This window comes from Rhodococcus sp. BL-253-APC-6A1W (assembly GCF_012843405.1).
In the GTDB taxonomy this organism is placed as follows: domain Bacteria; phylum Actinomycetota; class Actinomycetes; order Mycobacteriales; family Mycobacteriaceae; genus Rhodococcus.
In genome coordinates this window covers 458919-480068 of the sequence record NZ_JABAFB010000001.1, presented here as the reverse complement: position 1 = coordinate 480068, position 21150 = coordinate 458919, and the positions used below count along the sequence as shown (strand labels likewise).

At 66.0% G+C, this 21150-nt stretch carries 14 protein-coding genes; 2 read left to right on the top strand and 12 right to left on the bottom strand.

Annotated features, from left to right (window positions below; genetic code table 11):
• Nucleotides 1-53 precede the first annotated feature (53 nt).
• Nucleotides 54-1733: a 4Fe-4S binding protein gene (locus tag HF877_RS02205; RefSeq protein ID WP_169619622.1), complete on the bottom strand. Its 1680-nt coding sequence runs from the start codon at nt 1731-1733 to the stop codon at nt 54-56.
• Nucleotides 1734-1905: 172 nt separating this feature from the next.
• Between HF877_RS02205 and HF877_RS02200 the strand changes: the two genes are divergently transcribed.
• Nucleotides 1906-2694, top strand: a complete 789-nt coding sequence (locus HF877_RS02200; RefSeq protein WP_169619508.1) for an acyl-ACP thioesterase domain-containing protein — start codon at nt 1906-1908, stop codon at nt 2692-2694.
• A 19-nt stretch (nt 2695-2713) separates the two neighbouring features.
• Nucleotides 2714-3205 (top strand): histidine phosphatase family protein, encoded by a 492-nt coding sequence (locus HF877_RS02195; RefSeq protein WP_169619507.1) that lies wholly within the window; start codon nt 2714-2716, stop codon nt 3203-3205.
• A 94-nt stretch (nt 3206-3299) separates the two neighbouring features.
• Here the strand turns inward: HF877_RS02195 and HF877_RS02190 are convergent, their stop codons facing one another.
• The 11 genes from HF877_RS02190 to HF877_RS02140 form a co-directional block, all read right to left on the bottom strand.
• Nucleotides 3300-7271, bottom strand: coding sequence for a DNA-directed RNA polymerase subunit beta' (locus HF877_RS02190; protein WP_169619506.1), 3972 nt, complete (start codon nt 7269-7271; stop codon nt 3300-3302).
• A gap of 113 nt (nt 7272-7384) precedes the next feature.
• A complete protein-coding gene (locus HF877_RS02185) occupies nt 7385-10891 on the bottom strand; it encodes a DNA-directed RNA polymerase subunit beta (RefSeq protein ID WP_346765036.1) in 3507 nt (1168 codons plus the stop codon).
• A gap of 352 nt (nt 10892-11243) precedes the next feature.
• A complete protein-coding gene (locus HF877_RS21235; RefSeq protein ID WP_169619504.1) occupies nt 11244-12227 on the bottom strand; it encodes a hypothetical protein in 984 nt (327 codons plus the stop codon).
• 58 nt (nt 12228-12285) lie between these two features.
• Nucleotides 12286-12885, bottom strand: a complete 600-nt coding sequence (locus HF877_RS02175; RefSeq protein WP_169619621.1) for a hypothetical protein — start codon at nt 12883-12885, stop codon at nt 12286-12288.
• A 125-nt stretch (nt 12886-13010) separates the two neighbouring features.
• Nucleotides 13011-14258: an MlaD family protein gene (locus tag HF877_RS02170; protein WP_169619503.1), complete on the bottom strand. Its 1248-nt coding sequence runs from the start codon at nt 14256-14258 to the stop codon at nt 13011-13013.
• Nucleotides 14255-15595 (bottom strand): MCE family protein, encoded by a 1341-nt coding sequence (locus HF877_RS02165; RefSeq protein WP_169619502.1) that lies wholly within the window; start codon nt 15593-15595, stop codon nt 14255-14257. Before HF877_RS02165 ends, HF877_RS02170 begins: the two co-directional genes overlap by 4 nt.
• Nucleotides 15592-16848 (bottom strand): MCE family protein, encoded by a 1257-nt coding sequence (locus tag HF877_RS02160; RefSeq protein WP_169619501.1) that lies wholly within the window; start codon nt 16846-16848, stop codon nt 15592-15594. The genes HF877_RS02165 and HF877_RS02160 overlap by 4 nt, the downstream gene beginning before the upstream one ends.
• Nucleotides 16848-17846 (bottom strand): MCE family protein, encoded by a 999-nt coding sequence (locus tag HF877_RS02155; RefSeq protein WP_169619500.1) that lies wholly within the window; start codon nt 17844-17846, stop codon nt 16848-16850. Before HF877_RS02155 ends, HF877_RS02160 begins: the two co-directional genes overlap by 1 nt.
• The gene (locus tag HF877_RS02150; protein ID WP_169619499.1) at nt 17843-18922 is read right to left on the bottom strand and encodes an MCE family protein; all 1080 of its coding nucleotides are present in this window, start codon (nt 18920-18922) and stop codon (nt 17843-17845) included. Before HF877_RS02150 ends, HF877_RS02155 begins: the two co-directional genes overlap by 4 nt.
• Nucleotides 18919-20289: an MCE family protein gene (locus HF877_RS02145; RefSeq protein WP_169619498.1), complete on the bottom strand. Its 1371-nt coding sequence runs from the start codon at nt 20287-20289 to the stop codon at nt 18919-18921. Before HF877_RS02145 ends, HF877_RS02150 begins: the two co-directional genes overlap by 4 nt.
• Nucleotides 20286-21146 (bottom strand): ABC transporter permease, encoded by an 861-nt coding sequence (locus HF877_RS02140; RefSeq protein ID WP_169619497.1) that lies wholly within the window; start codon nt 21144-21146, stop codon nt 20286-20288. The genes HF877_RS02145 and HF877_RS02140 overlap by 4 nt, the downstream gene beginning before the upstream one ends.
• Between the last annotated feature and the right edge of the window lie 4 nt (nt 21147-21150).

Genomic DNA, 21150 nt, shown 5'->3' with positions numbered 1-21150 from the left:
GACTGCGAAACGCCGGATGATCTTAACGACCACGTCCGCCCGGCCCAACCGATTTACCGGCGCACGGCTCCGATCAGCGGCAGCAGTCGGCGGCGCCGGCGCCCGAGTTCCGCGAGCGCCTCGCGATCGGTGATCTTCACCCGCGGACGGCCCTGGGCGATGCCCGCCTTGCGTTCGGCGGCGTCGATCGCGCGCCACCCCTCGAGGTCGACGCGCTCCGGCCGCCGCCGCGCGAGCAACTTGTGCAGCGCGCGCCGGTCACCCCGCGGCTCCCGCAGGACGCCCGCGTCGAAGTCGGCGAGCAACGCGTTCACGGTCTCGCGTGCACAGGCCTTGTTGGTGCCGATGACTCCGCTCGGACCCCGCTTGATCCACCCGGTCACGTACACGCCGTTGTCGACGCGTCCCTCCGAATGGGGCACGACGCCGCGCACCTCGTCGAACGGGATGCCCGGTACCGCGACACCCCGGTATCCGATCGACCGGAGCACCAGAGGTGCGGCTACGTCGTCGAAGTCGTCCGTCGGGCGAACAGCAACCGCACCGTCGGTGCCGGTGAGTTCGGTGCGGGCGACCCGCACACCCGTGACACGCTCGTCGCCGAGCAGTTCGTGCGGAGCGGCGAAGAAGCGGAACACGATGCGCCGGTGGCCGGGGCGGAGCGGTCGCTGCGCGTATTCGCGCGCGAGGCGAACCTTCAGGGCCGTCGCCGGATCCTCTTCGACCGCACGGGCACTGACCGGATCGAGGTCGAGGTCTGCGTCGTCGATGACGACGTCGACGCCGCGGAGATCACCGAGGGCGACGAACTCCGGGTTGCTGTACGCCGCCTGGGCGGGCCCACGCCGGCCCAGCAGCACGACCTCACGGATGTTGCTGTTCCGCAACGCCGTCAGCGCGTGGTCGGCGATATCGGTGCGGGCGAGTTCGTCGACGTCCATCGTGAGGATGCGGGCGACATCGAGCGCGACGTTTCCGTTCCCGACGATCACGGCGCGGTCACCGGAGAGGTCGAACGTGCGGTCGGCGTAGTCGGGGTGCCCGTTGTACCAGGCGACGAACTCGGTGGCGGCGTGACTTCCCGGAAGGTCCTCGCCCGGGATACCGAGCCGCCGGTCGGCGGAAGCGCCCACCGCGTAGACGACGGCGTGATGGTGGTCGAGGAGTTCGGCATGCGTCAGGTCGCGGCCGATCTCCGTGTTCAGGTGGAGCGCGAATGCGTCACGCCGGAACGACCATTCGAAGGAGTCGGTCACGCTCTTCGTTCCCGGGTGATCCGGCGCGACACCGGCACGCACCAGTCCGAAAGGCGTGGGAAGACGATCGAACATCTCCACTTCGACGTCGGAGCGCTCGAGCAGTGCCTGCGTGGCGTAACACGCCGCGGGACCGGCGCCGACGACGGCGACCCGGAGGGTCCCCTGCCCGCGGGGCGGGGCATGGGTGGGAGTGAGGGGAAGCCAGCCGTCGGGCGTCCGGTGATCTACGTAGTACTCGGCATTGATCTCGGCGAAACGCGACTGTGAGGGGTCGAGTTTGTCGTCCGGAAGGATCGCCTCGACGGGGCAGGCGTCGGCGCACGCACCGCAGTCGATGCAGACCTGCGGGTCGATGTGGAGCATCTCCGCGGTCGCGAACCCCGGCTCGTCGGGCGAGGGGTGGATGCAGTTCACGGGGCACACCGCGACACAACTCGCGTCGTTGCAGCACGTCTGAGTGATCACATAGGCCATGGCGGGGTCCTCGGAAGGGCGGGGCGGCACGACCGCCGAGTTCATGTAACAGTGCGTAACAGTTAATACGACTGTAGTCCCCGCCACACCCGGTTCGCAAGACGCGCTGCGCACGAGCCGGGTAGCTGCGAGAATCGGCCGATCGGGCATCCGACACAGGGGGACACACGCAGTGGCCATAGCGACATCCACCGACGACCCGCCCTGGGCGCGACCTCTCGCGGCACTCCCCGCCGAGGCGACGCCCTTCCGCACCGAACGCTCCGTGCGTACCGGCGATGTCGACACCTCGCAGCGTCTCCGACTCGACGGCGTCGCCCGGTACCTCCAGGACATCGGCATCGACAACCTCGAGGCCGTCGACGCCGCGCACACCGATCCCCTGTGGATCGTCCGGCGCACCGTGATCGACGTCCACCGGCCGGCGCGGTTCCCGCAGCATCTCCGGCTGCGCCGCTGGTGCGATGCTCTCTCCACCCGGTGGGCCAACGTACGAGTCCGTCTGGACGACCCGCACGACGACGAGGGCGGACCCCTCATCGACACGGCAGGATTCTGGATCGACATCGGTCCCACGACGGGTGCCCCGACCCGCATCAGTGACGGGCTCTTCGAGCACATGTCGCGATATGCGCTCGACACCCGGCTCCGGTGGCGCGCGTGGCTGCCTGCCTCACCGGAGGGCGAGATCACCGACAGTCGCGAATTCCCGCTCCGCGTCACCGATTTCGACCCGTTCGGGCACGTCAACAACGCCGTGTACTGGCACGGGGTGGAGGAACTGCTCGCGTCCCGTCCCGATCTGCAGAGCTCACCGTATCGAGCGGTGATCGAACATCTGCGACCCATCGGAACCGACGAGACCCTGGTCCTCCGCGCCGGCGACGACCGGCACGGCCTGACGCTGTGGTTCACAGTGGACGATCGCGCCCGCGCGGTCGCCCGGGTCGTTCGCCTCTGAACGCTCTACGGTGGAGCCCATGACCCGCACTCTGATCTTGCTGCGCCACGGCAAGTCCGCGTACCCGGACGACGTGGACGATCACGACCGTCCGCTGTCCCCGCGCGGTCGCCGCGAGGCGGGGCTCGCCGGGCGGTGGATCAGGGCCACAGTGCCTCCGATCGACAAGGTGCTGTGCTCGACCGCGGTCCGAACCCGCAAGACCCTCACCGAAGCGGGTATCGAAGCACCCGTCGACTACCGCGACAGCCTCTACCTCGCAGATCCCGCCACGCTGCTCGAGGAGATCCACTCGGTGCCGAAGGATGTCCGGACCCTCCTTGTCGTGGGCCACGAGCCGACACTGTCCACGACGGTCCTGAATCTCGTCACCGACCACAGCACCGACGAGGCGCAGCAGGTCACGGAGAAGTTCCCCACGTCGTCGGTCGCCGTCCTGGCGGTCCGGGGGCGCTGGGACGAACTCGAACCCGGCCGGGCCGAACTCACCGATTTCCACATCCCGCGATAAACGTCCGGACAGCGAAGAGGTCCCGCCCCCGAAGAGAAAGGGGCGGGACCTCTGTCGTTCTACTGCAGCATCACTGTCCTAGGACAGTCGGCTGCTAGCGGTAGTCGTTGGAGTAACCGTAATCGTCCAGCGGAACCGCAGCGCCGGTGTTCTGGCCGAAGCCGTCCGGCGAGTAGTACTGGTCGTCGTACGCCGGGATGGCGTAGGCGGCAGCACGTGCTTCCTCGGTGGGCTGCACCTGGATGTTCCGGTACTTGTTGATGCCTGTACCGGCCGGGATCAGCTTGCCGATGATCACGTTCTCCTTGAGACCGATGAGCTTGTCCGAGCGGCAGTTGATCGCCGCGTCGGTGAGCACACGAGTGGTCTCCTGGAACGACGCTGCCGACAGCCACGAATCGGTGGCCAGCGAGGCCTTCGTGATGCCCATGAGGACCGGACGTCCGGCAGCCGGCTCGCCGCCTTCCTGGACCACACGACGGTTCGCAGCCTCGAACTCGCTGCGCTCGACGAGCGAACCGGGCAGGAACTCCGTCGCACCCGAGTCGATGATCGTCACGCGACGCAGCATCTGGCGCACGATGACCTCGATGTGCTTGTCGTGGATCGACACACCCTGGCTCCGGTACACCTCCTGGACCTCGTGGACCAGGTGGACCTGGACCTGACGGGGACCCATCACGCGCAGCACCTCGTGCGGATCGGCAGCACCTTCGAGCAGCTGCTGGCCGACTTCCACGTGGTCGCCGTCCGCGAGGACACCCTCGGTGCCGTTGGCCTTACGGATGACGTGCAGACGCTGACGCTTCGACAGCTTGTCGTACACGACCTCCTCGCCACCGTCGTCGGGGATGATCGTGATCTTGTAGAAACGATCGTCGTCCTCGAGGCGGACACGGCCGGACACGTCGGCGATCGGAGCCTTGCCCTTGGGGACACGGGCCTCGAACAGTTCCTGGACGCGGGGCAGACCGCCGGTGATGTCCTCACCGACGCCACCCTGGTGGAACGTACGCATGGTCAGCTGCGTACCGGGCTCACCGATCGACTGTGCGGCGACGATACCGACGGCCTCGCCGATGTCGACGAGCTTGCCGGTGGCCATCGAACGGCCGTAGCACGTGGCACACACGCCGGTGCCGGTGTCGCAGGTCAGGACCGAGCGGACCTTCACCTTGCGGATACCGGCCTCGAGCAGTGCCTCGATGGCGGGGTCGCCGAGATCGGAACCACGCTCGACGACGACGTTGCCGTCCTTGTCGACCGCATCGGTGGCGAGCGTACGGGCGTACGTGCTCGTCTCGATGTGGGCATCGCGGACCAGCTTGCCGGTCTCGTTGCCCTCGGCGTCGCGCTCGGGCTCGGCGATGACCATCTCGATGCCACGCGGCGTGCCACAGTCGACCTCGCGGACGATGACGTCCTGCGACACGTCCACCAGACGACGGGTCAGGTAACCCGAGTCGGCGGTACGCAGAGCGGTATCGGCCAGACCCTTACGCGCACCGTGCGTGTTGATGAAGTACTCGGCGACGGTCAGGCCCTCACGGAAGGAGGACTTGATCGGGCGAGGAATGAACTCGCCCTTCGGGTTCGTCACCAGGCCCTTCATACCCGCCAGCGAGCGGATCTGGGTCATGTTGCCCGCAGCACCGGACTTGACGATCGTGGGGATCGGGTTGTCGTCCGGGTAGTGCGCCTCCATGGCCTGACCGACCTCTTCGGTCGCTTCCTGCCACAGCTTGACGAGCGAATCGCGACGCTCGTCCTCGGAGAGCTTTCCTCGGTCGTACTGCCGCTGGATCGCGTCGGCCTGACCCTCGTAACGCTCGAGGATGTCCTTCTTCTCCGGCGGAACGAGCACGTCCGCCATCGAGATGGTGACACCCGAACGAGTGGCCCAGTAGAAGCCCGCGTCCTTGAGCTTGTCGACGGTCTGTGCGACGACGATCATCGGGTAGCGCTCGGCGAGATCGTTGATGATCGCGGCCTGACGCTTCTTCGGCATGATGTCGTTGACGAAGCCGTAGTTGACCGGCAGGAGTTCGTTGAACAGCACACGACCGAGGGTCGTGTCCGCCGTCCATGCCTGCCCGTACTTCCAGCCCTCGGGGAACAGCTCGGACTCGAGTTCACGCGGCGGACGCTGATGCGTGAGCCGCACCTTGATCGGAGCCTGAACCGAGAGCACGCCACGGTCGACAGCCATCTGAGCCTCGGCCGGGGACGAGTACACGCCCTGCTCCGGCTGATCTTCGGCGGCCGGCTGGTACGCACCGGGAGCGTCTTCACGCAGACGGGTCAGGTGGTACAGACCGGTCACCATGTCCAGACGCGGCATGGCGAGCGGACGACCCGACGCCGGCGACAGGATGTTGTTCGAGGACAGCATCAGGATGCGGGCCTCGGCCTGCGCCTCCGCGGAGAGCGGGAGGTGCACGGCCATCTGGTCACCGTCGAAGTCGGCGTTGAAGGCCTCACACACCAGCGGGTGGAGCTGAATGGCCTTGCCCTCGACGAGCTGCGGCTCGAACGCCTGGATGCCCAGACGGTGCAGCGTGGGAGCACGGTTCAGCAGAACCGGATGCTCGCTGATGACCTCTTCGAGGACATCCCACACCTGAGCGCGCTGACGCTCGACCATGCGCTTGGCGGACTTGATGTTCTGCGCGTGGTTGAGGTCGACGAGACGCTTCATGACGAACGGCTTGAACAGCTCGAGCGCCATCAGCTTCGGCAGACCACACTGGTGCAGCTTGAGCTGAGGACCGACGACGATGACCGAACGGCCCGAGTAGTCGACGCGCTTACCGAGCAGGTTCTGACGGAAACGACCCTGCTTGCCCTTGAGCAGATCGGACAGCGACTTGAGCGGACGGTTGCCCGGGCCCGTGACAGGCCGGCCACGACGACCGTTGTCGAACAGCGCGTCCACGGACTCCTGCAGCATCCGCTTCTCGTTGTTGACGATGATCTCGGGAGCACCGAGGTCGATCAGTCGCTTGAGGCGGTTGTTGCGGTTGATCACGCGGCGGTACAGATCGTTGAGGTCGGACGTCGCGAAACGGCCACCGTCGAGCTGAACCATCGGGCGGAGCTCCGGCGGGATCACCGGAACAGCGTCGAGCACCATGCCCATGGGCGAGTTGCCGGACTGCTGGAACGCCGCGACGACCTTGAGCCGCTTGAGCGCACGCAGCTTCTTCTGGCCCTTGCCGCTGCGGATGGTCTCGCGCAGCGACTCTGCCTCGGCGTTGATGTCGAAGTTCTCGATGAGCTTCTGGATCGCCTCGGCGCCCATGGCACCGGTGAAGTACTCCCCGTAGCGATCCTGCAGCTCGCGGTAGAGCATCTCGTCGACGATGAGATCCTTCGGCTTCAGCTTCGTGAAGGTGCTCCAGATCTCGTCCAGGCGATCGAGTTCGCGCTGCGAGCGATCGCGCAGCTGACGCATCTCGCGCTCGCCGCCGTCCTTCACCTTGCGGCGGACGTCGGACTTGGCACCCTCGGCTTCGAGCTCGGCCAGGTCTGCTTCGAGCTTCTGCGCACGGGCCTCGAGGTCGGCGTCGCGCTGATCGGCGACAGCCTTCTTCTCGACCTCCATCTCGGCCTCGAGGGTCGAGAGTTCGTTGTGACGCAGGTCGTCGTCGACCGCGGTGATGACGTACGCAGCGAAGTAGATGATCTTTTCGAGATCCTTCGGAGCGAGGTCGAGCAGGTAACCGAGACGGCTCGGCACACCCTTGAAGTACCAGATGTGGGTGACGGGTGCGGCCAGTTCGATGTGGCCCATCCGCTCACGACGCACCTTGGCGCGAGTCACCTCGACGCCGCAGCGCTCACAGATGATGCCCTTGAAGCGGACGCGCTTGTACTTACCGCAGTAGCACTCCCAGTCCCGGGTGGGGCCGAAGATCTTCTCGCAGAAGAGGCCGTCCTTCTCGGGCTTGAGCGTGCGGTAGTTGATGGTCTCCGGCTTTTTGACCTCGCCGTACGACCAGTTACGGATGTCCTCGGCGGTGGCCAGGCCGATCCGGAGTTCATCGAAGAAGTTGACGTCGAGCACGTAACTTCCTTTCCCCTGTGCGGGCTTTGTTGCTGCTAGTTGTCGCTATCGCTGCCGGGGCCCGATGCGGTACGTGTCCGGTTGTCCGGTTGCGTACCGCATCGGCTCGGCTCCTAGTTCGCGAGGTCGTCGACGGTGGCCGACTCGTTGCGGGAAAGGTTGATGCCCAGGTTGGCGGCAGCCCGTTCGAGATCCTCGTCGTCGCCGTCGGCCATCGTGATGGCCGCGCCGTCGCTGGAGAGCACCTCGACGTTCAGGCACAGCGACTGGAGTTCCTTGAGGAGCACCTTGAAGGACTCCGGGATACCCGGCTCCGGGATGTTCTCGCCCTTGACGATCGCCTCGTAGACCTTCACGCGGCCCACGACGTCGTCGGACTTGATGGTGAGAAGCTCCTGGAGCGTGTACGCGGCACCGTAGGCCTGCATGGCCCAGCACTCCATCTCACCGAAGCGCTGGCCACCGAACTGGGCCTTACCGCCGAGCGGCTGCTGGGTGATCATCGAGTACGGACCGGTCGAACGAGCGTGGATCTTGTCGTCGACCAAGTGGTGCAGCTTGATGATGTACATGTAGCCGACCGACACGGGGTACGGGAAGGGCTCGCCGGAACGACCGTCGAACAAGGTTGCCTTGCCGTCCGGTCCGACCATGACTTCACCGTCACGGTTCGGCAGCGTCGACGCGAGCAGACCGGTCAGTTCCTCTTCACGGGCACCGTCGAACACCGGGGTGGCGATATTGGTGTCGGGCTCCGCCGACACCATCTCCTCGGCGAGGTTCTGTGCCCACTCGGGACGGCTGCCGTCATCGGCGATCTGGATGTTCCAGCCCGCCTTGCCGATCCAGCCGAGATGCGTCTCGAGGATCTGGCCGATGTTCATACGACGCGGAACACCGTGCGTGTTGAGGATGATGTCGACCGGCGTGCCGTCGGACAGGAACGGCATGTCTTCCTGCGGAAGGATCTTGCCGATGACGCCCTTGTTGCCGTGGCGGCCGGCGAGCTTGTCGCCGTCCTGGATCTTGCGCTTCTGTGCCACGTACACGCGGACGAGCTCGTTGACGCCGGGAGGAAGATCGTCGTCGTCCTCGCGCGAGAACACGCGGACGCCGATGACCTTGCCGGTCTCGCCGTGCGGAACCTTCAGCGACGTGTCGCGAACCTCGCGCGCCTTCTCACCGAAGATCGCGCGGAGCAGGCGCTCCTCGGGGGTCAGCTCGGTCTCGCCCTTCGGCGTGACCTTGCCGACGAGGATGTCGCCGTCGCGAACTTCGGCACCGATGCGGACGATGCCGCGCTCGTCGAGGTCCGCGAGGACCTCGTCGGAGACGTTCGGGATGTCCCGGGTGATCTCTTCGGCACCGAGCTTGGTGTCGCGGGCGTCGATCTCGTGCTCCTCGATGTGGATCGAGGTGAGCACGTCCTCCTCCACGAGGCGCTGCGACAGGATGATCGCGTCCTCGTAGTTGTGGCCTTCCCACGGCATGATCGCCACGAGCAGGTTCTTGCCGAGCGCCATCTCACCGTTCTGGGTGCAGGGGCCGTCGGCGAGGACCTGGCCGGACTCCACGCGCTGACCCTCGTCCACGATCGGACGCTGGTTGGAGCAGGTGCCCTGGTTGGAGCGATCGAACTTGCGCAGACGGTACGTCTTGCGCGTTCCGTCGTCGGCCATGACGGTGATGAAGTCGGCGGAAACCTCCTCGACGACACCACCCTTCTCGGTGACGATGACGTCGCCGGCGTCGACGGCGGCACGGAGTTCCATGCCGGTACCGACGATCGGCGATTCGCTGCGCACGAGCGGGACAGCCTGACGCTGCATGTTCGCGCCCATGAGGGCACGGTTGGCATCGTCGTGCTCGAGGAACGGAATCATCGCGGTGGCGACCGAGACCATCTGCCGGGGCGACACGTCCATGTACTCGACGGTGTCGGCGGCGACGTACTCGATCTCCGCGCCCTTCTTACGGACGAGCACGCGCTCTTCGGCGAATGTTCCGTCCGCTGCGATCGGCGAGTTCGCCTGCGCGATGAGGTAACGGTCCTCTTCGTCCGCGGTCAGGTAGGCAACCTCATCGGTGACGACGCCACCCTCGACCTTGCGGTACGGGGTCTCGATGAAACCGAACGGGTTGACCCGTGCGTACACCGACAGCGAACCGATCAGGCCGATGTTCGGGCCCTCAGGGGTCTCGATGGGGCACATGCGGCCGTAGTGCGACGGGTGGACGTCGCGGACCTCGAGGCCGGCGCGCTCACGCGAAAGACCACCGGGGCCCAGAGCGGACAGACGACGCTTGTGCGTCAGGCCCGACAGCGGGTTGTTCTGGTCCATGAACTGCGACAGCTGGGAGGTTCCGAAGAACTCCTTGATCGCGGCCACGACGGGACGGATGTTGATCAGGGACTGCGGGGTGATGGCCTCGACGTCCTGAGTGGTCATCCGCTCGCGAACCACACGCTCCATGCGGGACAGGCCCACGCGGATCTGGTTCTGGATGAGCTCACCGACGGTGCGCAGGCGACGGTTACCGAAGTGGTCGATGTCGTCGACCTCGACGGGAACCTCGACGCCGCCGGGGACGGTCATCTTGTTCTCACCCGCGTGCAGACGCACGAGGTACTCGATCGTGGCGACGATGTCTTCCTCGGTGAGGGTGGACGCCTCGATCGGCTGGCCGGTGTTCAGGCCCAGCTTCTTGTTGATCTTGTAGCGACCCACGCGAGCGAGGTCGTAGCGCTTGTCCTTGAAGAAGAGGTTTTCCAGCAGGGTCTGCGCGCTCTCCTTGGTCGGCGGCTCACCCGGGCGGAGCTTGCGGTAGATATCGAGCAGCGCCTCATCGGTGCCGGCCGTGTTGTCCTTCTCGAGCGTCGACATCATGATCTCGGAGAACCCGAAACGCTCGACGATCTGCTCGGTGGACCAGCCGAGCGCCTTGAGCAGCACCGTGACGGGCTGACGGCGCTTGCGGTCGATGCGGACACCGACGGTGTCGCGCTTGTCGACGTCGAACTCGAGCCACGCACCGCGACCCGGGATGACCTTGACGCTGTGCAGGTCCTTCTCGGTGCTCTTGTCGACGGACTTGTCGAAGTACACGCCCGGAGAACGTACGAGCTGCGACACGACGACGCGCTCAGTGCCGTTGATGACGAACGTGCCCTTGTCGGTCATCATCGGGAAATCACCCATGAAGACCGTCTGGCTCTTGATTTCGCCGGTGTTGTTGTTGATGAACTCCGCCGTGACGAACAGCGGAGCGGCGTACGTCATGTCCTTGTCCTTGCACTCCTCGACAGAGGCCTTGACCTCGTCGAAGCGCGGATCGGAGAAGGAGAGAGACATCGAGCCCGAGAAGTCCTCGATGGGCGAGAGCTCGTGGAGGATCTCTTCGAGACCGCCGACGGCACTGCCGTTGAGGCGTTCGGCAGCCTTTGCGCGCCAGCGCTCGGATCCGATCAACCATTCGAAGGAATCTGTTTGTATATCGAGGAGTCCTGGGACTTCGAGAGGCTCGCGAATTTTCGCGAACGACACCCTCTTCGGGGCTCCGGGGATTCCGGCTACTGCCTTGGTCTGGCTAGAGACTGCCAAGATGCGTCCTTCCAGCACCTCACGCGGGACGCTCCAACCGGTGCGACCGCCGCTGTACCTGCTTCTTCATGTGGGGCGTTTTCGCTGGTTACAACCCGAACGAGAACTCCACCGAAGAACCGGGACGATCTCACCCTCGGGGTGAAATCCAACTCGGCAAACGAGGAGTGGACAGGAGGCAGCCAGCGCAAAGAACGAGCCTACACCAAGAAAATGCAGATGTCCACAGGGGTGCCTCAAAGAAACCTGGCAAGCGGCTGGAAGGAACGAACCGCACAGGCGTACCGATAGAGTGACCGTTCACGCGCTCCGCGTCAAGCCTTGCGCGGGACCGAGATCGTGCGAATCCTTGCCGTCACCCCGCGGGTCGTCACCGGTCCCGAATCTCCGACACCAGCCACTGCCCGTCGGTCTTCTCCATCCGCACCAGCACGGGTGCCTGCGCACTCCCCTGCGCGATACCGTCGCCGGTCGCGCTGACGTTGATGTAGGCGGCGACCTCGGCCTGTGTCTCGTCGAGCACAGATGTACCGATGTGCAGGACGTTCACCTCCGTCACAGTGCGCGTCTGGATCGCAGCCTGCTTGGTCACCTCTGCCGTCGCATCGAACTCCTCGAGGCGCTCCTGGGTCAGCAACCCACGGATCTCCGCGAAGTCCTCGTCGATGGTCTCGTAGTTGTACCCGTGCATGGCCTCGATCGCGTGCTTGGCGGCGTCGGTGACCTCGCGGGTGGCCGCGGCATCGACCCACGCCTCGTTCGACACGCTCGTCCCCGGACGGAAGGCGGCAACGACGGCCACCGCGGCGAGTACGAGCGCGACCACGCCGATCGCCAGCACAGAACGCATGCTCCGGTTTCTGTGTGCCGGCTTCGCTGCTGACGCGGTGCCGGACACGCGGGCGAGCGGCGTCACGCCGTCCGTCTTCGCGTCGTCGGTCTTCGCGTCGTCCGTCTTCCCATCGTCGGGTGTCGCGTCGTCTGATGCGGCGTCGCCGGATGTCGCGTCGGCGCGCGCGCCGGGTTCGACCGTCGACACCGCGCCGGTATCGGAGGGCTCGACCACAGGCGACTCCGACGCGGACTTCTCGACGACGGGCGCCTCACGGGCCGGCCCGTCTCCCGCAGACGAGTCGGCAACAGGTGTCTCGGCAGCAGGTGCCTCCACCCCCGGTGTCTCGACCGCAGGTGTTTCGGCCGCAGGGTTCTCGGCGGCAGGGTTCTCCGCGGCAGCACCCTCGTCGATGGGGCGGTCGTTCGAGGCGTCGTACGACCGCGCACGAGTGGACCCCGCGATCTTCGGGCGCCGACGCGGCGGTCCGAACTGTCCGGGATTCCGTCGCTGCGGTGGCACTACACACACTCCTTCATCGGTTCGAGCAGACTCGTGCGCGGGAAACGCTCGCCGGCTCTCACGGTCCCTCGGTCCCCTCCGGGGCGGGCTCGACCGGGGCAGGTTCGGCCGGAGCGGGTTCGGCCGGAGCGCCGTCGCCGGCTTCCGGCGGTGCCGCACCCGGGGCGGGTCCGGCCTCCATCTGCACCGAGCCGAGAGGCTCGATCGTCTCGGCCTTCCACACGCCGCCGTCCTCCCGGAGAGAGACGTTGACCGACACCTTGTTGGTCACGAAGTTCTGCGGCGTCGTGGTGCGTACCGCGAGCACCACCAGCGCCTTCGCGACATCGTCGTCGGTGTTCAGCTCGGTGAGCGTTCCGAACAGCACTTCGCCGGACATGCTCGTCCCGGTCTGGGCTACCTGATCGCGGATCTGCTGCTCGGTGGCGGCCAGATCGTTTTCGAGCGCCTCACCCGTGATGGACGACCGCATGTTCTCGATCGACGCATCGACGTTCTCCGCATCGACGCTGTTGAGGTTGATCGCCGCCTGGTACGCACCCGAGAGGGCGGCGTCCCGCGCATCGGCGACCGGCCTATCGACGAAAAGCGCCCTGCCCCAGCCGTACCCGAACCACACTGCGGCGCCGAGTGCGACCACGGCCAGCACGCTCACGATTGCCAGTGCCCACGTGCGCGACGAACTGCGGCCGGTCCGGTGCGGCTCCTTCTCCGAAGACGTCCGCTCGTCGGGGCCGACGACGGATGTTCCTGATGCACTCACTCCAACAACCTACTCACTGCTCACTTGGGGGTGACTCCGAGCAACGGCGCCAGCTGCGTCGCCACGAGGTTCAGATTCAGACGGTCCGGGTCCTTCTTCGGCGTGAAGTCCCAGGGCTGGATCGTCGCCGGATCGGCGAACACGATCCGGTTGGCGCTGCGCACACCGGTGACGCTCCCCTGCGGCACCTCGCACGACGCTTCGGTGTTGAACGGGAAGTCCTGCTGGGTGTCGTCGAAGTTCGGATCCTCGGCTCTCATCCGGGCAAGGATCTCCTGCGTTCCTTCGTACCCGATGGTGCACGACGGCGGGTTGTTCGTCTCCAGGATGATCCCCTGCTTGACCGTGCCGTCGCCGGGCGCGACGGTACCCGCACTGCCCGCGACCGCGGGCAGGAACGCAAGCAGCGGCTGCAGGGCGATCGCTTGCGGGGCGAGGGCTTCCCCGAGCGAGGCGAGATTGGTGAGATTCGCGGTGAGGCCCGGTCCGGAACCGGCGATGAGCTGCGACAGCTGGTCGCTCGCGTCGGTTCCGGTCTCGATCAACCGCCGGATATCCGGGTCGCTGTCGCGCAACTGCGCCGTGACGAGTTCCAGGTCGGAACTGAACTGCCGGATCGACGACGACTGCTCGGACTGGGTGTCGAGCACCGTCTGGCTGTCACGAATCAATGCGAGTGTCTGCGGGAGGTACTGCACCCCGGACTCACTGAGTCCCGCGAGCGAATCGACCAGCAACTGCAGGTCGCCTCCTCGCCCGTCGAGAGCGGCACCGAGTTCGGTCACCACGGTGCGCAACGGTTCGACAGGCACCGAGTTCACGAGTTCGCTCGTGCTGACGAGCAGATCTTCGACCGGTGTCGGCAGATCCTCGGCGGTGGACTCCACCACCGAGCCTTCGACGAGATACGGGCCGTCGGCGCTCGTGGGCCGGAGGTCCACGTACTGCTCGCCGATCGCCGAACGGTTCGCCACCACGGCACGGGTTGCCGCGGGAATCGAAGGGCCACCGTTGTCGAGGCGCAACTCGACGTCGATGCCGTCGGCGGTGAGGGTCATCGGTCCGACCCGGCCGACAGGCACACCCAGGTAGGTGACCTCGGCGTTCTCGAAGACACCGCCCGAGTCGGGGAACCGTGCGCTCACGGTGTACTGCCCGAAACCCAACAGGTTGTCGAGCCGCACATAACGGGCACCGACGTACAGGAGGCCGAGGACGGCGATCACCACGAACGCCACCAACTGGAACCGCACGAGACGTGATCTCACTGTCCACCCCCGAATCCGAGACCGTTCAACAATCCCTCCAGCGGGTTCGAGGGTGCGGGTGCTGCCCCTTCGTTACCGGGCGGAGCTCCCCCGGTCCCTGCCGCGGCCTCACCGAGGCCCGGGATGTCGATACCTTCCGGCAGCGACACCCCTTCCGGCAGTTCCAGCCCGGGCAGCGTCGGCAGGGGAAGTTCGGGGACCAGCGAGACGGTCGGCCAGCCGACTGCAGGACCGTTTCCGTTGTAGTACGGGTTCGAAGGATCGACGACCGGCTTCGGGTTGCCGAATTTGGGCTGCCGGTATTCCGGCTCGCCCTGACCCACGCCGAGCGCGGCCAGCGCATCACCGATCTGCAGATCCACGGCGAGGAACAGGTTCACCGAACCACCGAGCGCGATCCGTTCCACGCCGTCCGGGAAGGGCACCGTGGGAATGAACGGCAGAGCCTCGACGAGGTCGTCTCCCGACGCGGCGAGTTGCTGCAAGGTCGGGCGCAGTGCCAGCAGATCCGCGATGAGGTCTTCCTTCGACTGTTCGAGCACGCCGACACCGGCGACGCCCAGCCTGTCCAGTTGGGCGAGCAGTTCGGTCAGCTCGGGACGCTGTTGTTCGAGCACTTCCGTGGCCACGGGCAGCTCGTCGAGTACCGCGGCGATCTTGTCGTTCTGCTCGGCGACCCGCACGGTGAGCGCATCGAGACCGTCCAGCGCACGCGTGATGTCGTTGCGTTGCTCGTCGAGTCCGGTGATGAGGGTTTCGGCCTGTTCGAGCAGGCTCCTCGTCGTGCCTTCCCTGCCGTCGAACGCGCTGGAGAGTTCCTTCACCACCGGTGCGATCTGACCGACGCCACCACCGTTGAGCAACAGCGACAGAGCACCCAGAACAGGTTCGATCTCGGTGGCGTGGCGGGTGCGATCGAGCGGAATGACGTCTCCGTCGGAGAGCCTGCCGACCGGGGGCTCGTCCTCGGGCCTGGTGAGCTGGACGAACTTCTCACCGAGCAAACTGGTCTGCTCGACGGAGGCGAACGAGTTCTGCGGCAGATCCACCGCGGAATCGAGCACGATCGCCACGTCCGCGGTCCAGCCGTCGTTCGGTGCCACCCCGATCGACTCCACGCGGCCCACGGGGACGCCGTCGACCTTCACCGTCGATTGGGGGACGAGGTCGAGGACGTCCTCGAACTGGATCGCAACCCGGATCGGCGAACTACCGACATCCGCGCCGCCGGGGAGCGGAACGCCGGAGAGTCCGCCACAGCCCGACACCGCGAGCGCGACCACACATGCGCCCGCGCCGAGAACGGTGGCCCGCGCCGACCTGACCGTGCCGCTCACCGGGTACCCCCTTGACCTTCGAGATCGAGCCGGGGTGATTCGACACCCGGCACCGTGCCCGGAACGACCTGACGCTGAATGTTCTCGCCGCTGAGAATTCCGAACGGGAGGATCAGGTCCGGGGTTTTCTGGGCCGCGGTGACCTGCCCCGCGATGACGTCGCACCGGTCGATGAGCGGTTGCATCTGCCTGCCGAGTTGCTCGAAGCGCGGGTCACCCGGCACGAGCCGGCCCACGTCGATGAGATTGCACACCGCACCGGCAGGGTCCTGCAGGTCGGTCAGGACGAGACGCGACGCCAGAACGCCGGCTTCCGCGTCGTACGAATTGACGAGGTTGCTCACGGCGAGCGGCAGCAGGGTGAGCGAGTTCACCAGCGACTCCCGGCGCTCCGCGAGCGTGGTGGTGATCGGCACGAGGGCGTCGACGTTGTCCTTGAGTGCGGTCTGGTTGTCGCGCACGAAGGTCGCGACCTCCCCGAGCGTCACCGAGAGCTGGTTCACCGCCTGTCCGAGATTCTCGCGTTCGCCGGCGAGGAACCCCGACAGGTCCGCGAGCTGGGTGTTGAATTGGCGGACCTGCTGATCGTTGGCGGCCAGTGCGCTGACGAAGACCTGCAGGTTCTCGATCGTGCCGAACAGATCGCCGCGCGATTCGTTGAGGGTCCGTGCGGCCGAGGACAGCTGATCGATGCTCTGTCCGAGTGCGGCACCGTTGCCCGCCAGGTTTTCTGCACCCACCTCGACGAACTCGGTCAGAGCCCCGTCGCGGTTGGCGCCTTCGGGCCCGAGAGCGCGCGACAGGTCGTCGATGCTCGCATAGAGCTGATCGACTTCCACCGGAGTGGCGGTGCGCTCCCGTTCGATCACCGCGCCGTTCTCCATCTTGTCGCCGCCGGAGTAGGCGGGAGTGAGCTGGACGTAGCGGTCGGCCACCACGGAGGGGCTGATCTGCACGGCCTGCGCGTCGGCGGGGATGTCCACGCCCCGGTCGACACGGATACCGACTTTCACCACGTCGCCCTGCGGTTCGACGGAGGTCACCGTGCCGACCTCGACGCCCAGGACACGCACACCGGAACCTTGGTAGATACCGACACTGTTGTCGAAATAGGCCGTGATGTTCGTCGTTCCGGCCCGGGTCCACAGCCACCAGCCGCCTGCACCGGCCGCGACCACCACCGCCACCACGAGGGCGATGATCGCGATGCGGTTGCGACCCGAGCGGGTGTCACGGTCTTCGGAGTGCGCCATCAGTTCACTCCTTCCAGCTGGCGGACGGGATCGCGGTAGCCCGGAATCTCGGGCAGCCCCGGCGGCGTGAGGTTGACGATGACCTGGTCGAACCAGCGACCGTTACCGACGACGTTGGAGTAGACGCGAACGAACGGTTCGTACAAGTCCACCGCTCGGGCGAGGTTGTCGTTGTTCTCCTGCAGGGTCTGCACGACTCCGCGTAGCTGCTGCAATGCCGGGCCGATGGATTCCTCGTTCTCCTGCACCAGACCGGACAGCTCGGTGGAGAGCCGTTTGGTTCCGTCGAGGAGCTGGGATATCGCCTGCTGACGGTTGTTCAGTTCGGCGACGAGCAAGGCGCCGTCGCTCAGAAGCCGGTTGAATTCGACGTTCCGGTCCGCGAGCACCTTCGAGACGTTGCTCGTCGCGCCGAGCAGTTTCTTCAGCTCCTGGTCGCGGCTGGCGACGGTCTCCGAAAGCCGACTCACCCCGTCGAGCGACGCCCGGAAGTCGTCGGGAGTTTCGGAGAACGCCTCGGAAAGTGCCTCGAAACCGGTAGCGAGCTGGTCGGTATCGATCTCGCCGATAGTCGTGGCTGCCGACGAGAACGCCTCGATCACGTCGTACGGCGCGACCGTGCGTTCCATCGGGATGCGTGTGTCGGCGTTGAGGACCTCGGTGCCACGCGGGTCCAGGGCGAGATATTTCTGGCCCAGGATCGTCTTGATCTGGATCGAGGCGGACGTGTCGTTGCCGACCCACGCGTCCTGCACCTTGAAGGAGACGACGACGCGGTCGCCCTCGAGTTCGACACCGGTGACCTGGCCGACCTTGACCCCGGCAATGCGTACTTCGTTGCTGGGCTTGAGACCGGCGGCTTCGCTGAATTCGGCTTCGTAGGTGACGCCCGCTCCGATGATCGGCAGCGAACCGAGAAAGAAGGCGGACACTGTGGCCAGCAGAATTACGACGATGCCCAGGGCACCGGCTGCGGCCGGACTGCGGCGTTTACTCATCGTCCCTGCAACTCCTGCATCCCGTCCTGCGTGCATCGCTGCGCCGCATTCGTGTAGATGGGTTGGTTCACGGTGGGGAGACCCGTCGGCAGGTTCAGGTAGGGAATCGATCCGGGGCCGGCCACGATGTCGATACCGCACAGATAGAACTGGAACCACGAACCGTAGCTCGCGACCCTGCCGAGCTTTTCCAACTTGACCGGAAGGGTCTCGAGCACCTTGTCGAGATCGTCACGGTTCGCGTTGAGCGTGGAGGAGACCTGTTCGAGGGCAGTGATCGACTGCGAGATCGACGGGCGTGTCGGTTCGAGTACGTCCGAGACCGCGTCGGTCAGACCTGCGAGCGACTGGACCGCCGAACCGACCGTGTCGCGGTCGGCGGCGAGACCGCTGACCAGTGCCTGCGTGTTGACGAGCAGCGAGTCGAGTTGCCGATCGCGCTCGTCGACCGTCGCCAGGACGGTGTTGAGATTGTCGATCACGGCACCGATCACCCTGTCCTTGTCCGCGATGGTGTTGGTGAGGCTCGCGGTGCTGCGCACGAGGTCGCTGACGGTACCGGCCTCCCCTTGGAAGACCTGGATGATCTGGTACGACAACTTGTTCACGTCATCGGCGCTGAGTGTCTGGAACAGCGGTCTGAACCCGTCGAACAGCGTGGTGAGGTTGACGGCCGGCCGGGTCCGTTCGAGCGGGATGGTCTCGCCCGCCGTCATTTTCATTCCCTGTTTGCTCTCGCCCTCGGCGAGCGCGATGTAGCGCTGACCCACCAGGTTGCGGAACCTGATCGTCGCTGTCGCACCGGCGGGGATCCAGTCGCGCTGTTCGAGCGAGAAGGTGACGCGGGCTTCGCGGTCGTTGACGATCGCGATCTTGTCCACCTGCCCGACCCGCACGCCTGCGATGCGCACGTCGTCACCCTCGTTGAGCGAGGTGACGTCGGAGAAGATCGCGTGGAACTTCGTACCGCCGCCACCGCCGACACTGGCGATCGTGGCCGCGAGGATGCCTGTCGCGACGATCGTGACGAGGGCGAAGACGATGAGCTTGGTCAAAGGAGCGACAAGGCTTTTCATCCGATGCTCACCTCCGTCCCTCGCATCGCCGGCGCACCCAGCCGGGTGGTCCAGGTGGGTACGTCTTCCGGTGCCATACCGGCGGCCTGGCCGTAGATCACGTCGAGTGTGTCCTGCTCCGCGTTCGAACCGGTGTAGGACACCGTCGACGCCGTGTCGGGCGAGGTACCGATGATCTCGCTCACCGCGTCCGGCACACCCGAGCCCTCGGGTGCCGGGAACATCGGAATGTTCGCGGGCCCGGGATTACGCGAGGGGACCTGGTAGGACCCGTCGTTGACCGAGCCGCCCGGGTACTGCGGGAACTTCCGTCCGGGCGCGGTGACGTCGAGGTAGCAGGCCGGACCACGGTCGTCGAGCAGCCGGGGTTCGTCCTGATTGGGAAGGTACCGCCCCTTGGGATTGGTGAACTGGATATTGGCGCGCACACCGGGGAACGGGTCGTCCGCCGCGAGCACTCCGGCCGCCGCGGGCAGCGCATCGGCGAAGCCTTTGAACGTGCACGGGAACGACGGAGAGTATCGGGCGAGCAGTTGCAGCGCCTCCTTCGAATCGGCCGACAGGCTGATGATCGAGTTCGCGTTCGTGTCGACGAAATCCGCGGTGACCGACGACGCGCCGGTGGCGCTCGCGAGCAGCGTCCGGATCTGGTTCTGCTGCTCGACCACCGTGCCGCCCGTGGTCCGCAGGTTGTCCAGTGCGTCGACGAGGTCCGGGGCCGCGTCCGCGTAGGTCTGGGAGAAGTCGGCCAGCCCTCGCAGGTCCTCCTGCAGCGTCGGCAGTTCGACGTTGACTTCACGGAACACCTGCTCGAGCTGGTCGACCGTACGGCCGAGTGTTTCGCCGCGTCCGCTCAGGCCCTGCGCGAGGGCGCCGAGAGTGTTCGCGAGATCCTGCGGGGGAATCGCCTGGAGCAGCGGAAGAAGCCCGTCGAGCACTTCGCTCAGTTCCGCGGTGCGCCGGCCGGTGTCCTGCATCAGCACGTCACCGGGCTGCACGGGGTCGGCCGGCTCGTCCGGGATGATCAGCGAGATGTACCGCTCGCCGAAAAGCGTCTTGGGAAGCAACTGGGCCGTGGCGTTGGACGGGATCTTGTCCACCATGTCCGGATTCAGTGCCAGATGCGCCGTGACCCGGCCTTCTTCCGCACTCGTGCCGCGGACCTCGCCCACGTTCACGCCTCGAACCTTGACGTCGGCGTTCTGGGGAAGCGCGTTTCCGATGCTGTCGGTGAGCACGTCGACTTCCACGATCTTGGTGAACGTCTTGTTGTAGACCGCCACGGCGAAATACAGGAACAAGCCCACGACGAGGAAGAACACCAGGCCGAGCACGCGCCGTCGCAGCACCGAAGTGGGTTCGCTCATCCGGCAATCCTCACCGTCGTCGTCGTGCCCCAGATCGCGAGGCTCAGGAAGAAGTCGAGCACGGCGATCGTGACGATGGCGGTGCGGACCGCCCGCCCTACCGCTACGCCGACGCCTGCCGGGCCACCGCTGGCGTGGAAGCCGTAGTAGCAGTGGATCAGAATGAGCACGAACGCGAAGACCAGCACTTTTCCGAACGAATAGAGTACGTCCGCGGGTGGCAGGAACAAGTAGAAATAGTGGTCGTACGACCCGCTGGACTGGCCGTTGAACAGAGTGCTGATCACGCGCGTCGCAAGGTATGCCGCGAGCAGGCCGATGATGTAGAGCGGGATGACCGCCACGAAACCGGCGATCATGCGCGACGTCACGAGGAACGGGACGGACGGCACGGCCATCACTTCGAGTGCATCGATCTCTTCGCTGATGCGCATCGCGCCCAGTTGGGCGGTGAAACCGCAGCCGACGGTGGCAGACAACGCGAGCGCCGCGACCACCGGTGCGAGTTCGCGGGTGTTGACGTACGCCGACAAGAAGCCTGTGAGCACCGAGGAGCCGAGCTGCTCGAGCGCCGCGAAGCCCTGGAGCCCCACCACGACGCCGGTGAATCCCGACATCATCGCGATGACGCCGATCGTGCCGCCGATGACTGCGAGCGCGCCGCTTCCGAAGGTGACCTCGGCGAGCAGCCGGAGCACTTCCTTGCGGTAGTGGGTGATGGTTCGCGGTGTCCATGCGACGGCACGCGCGTAGAAGGACATCTGTTCGCCGGCGCGATCGAGCACGTTCAGCGGAGCGCGCAGCACTTTGCGACCCCGGAGAAGGACGAGATCTCCGCGGCCTTTCGAGATTGTCATGGCG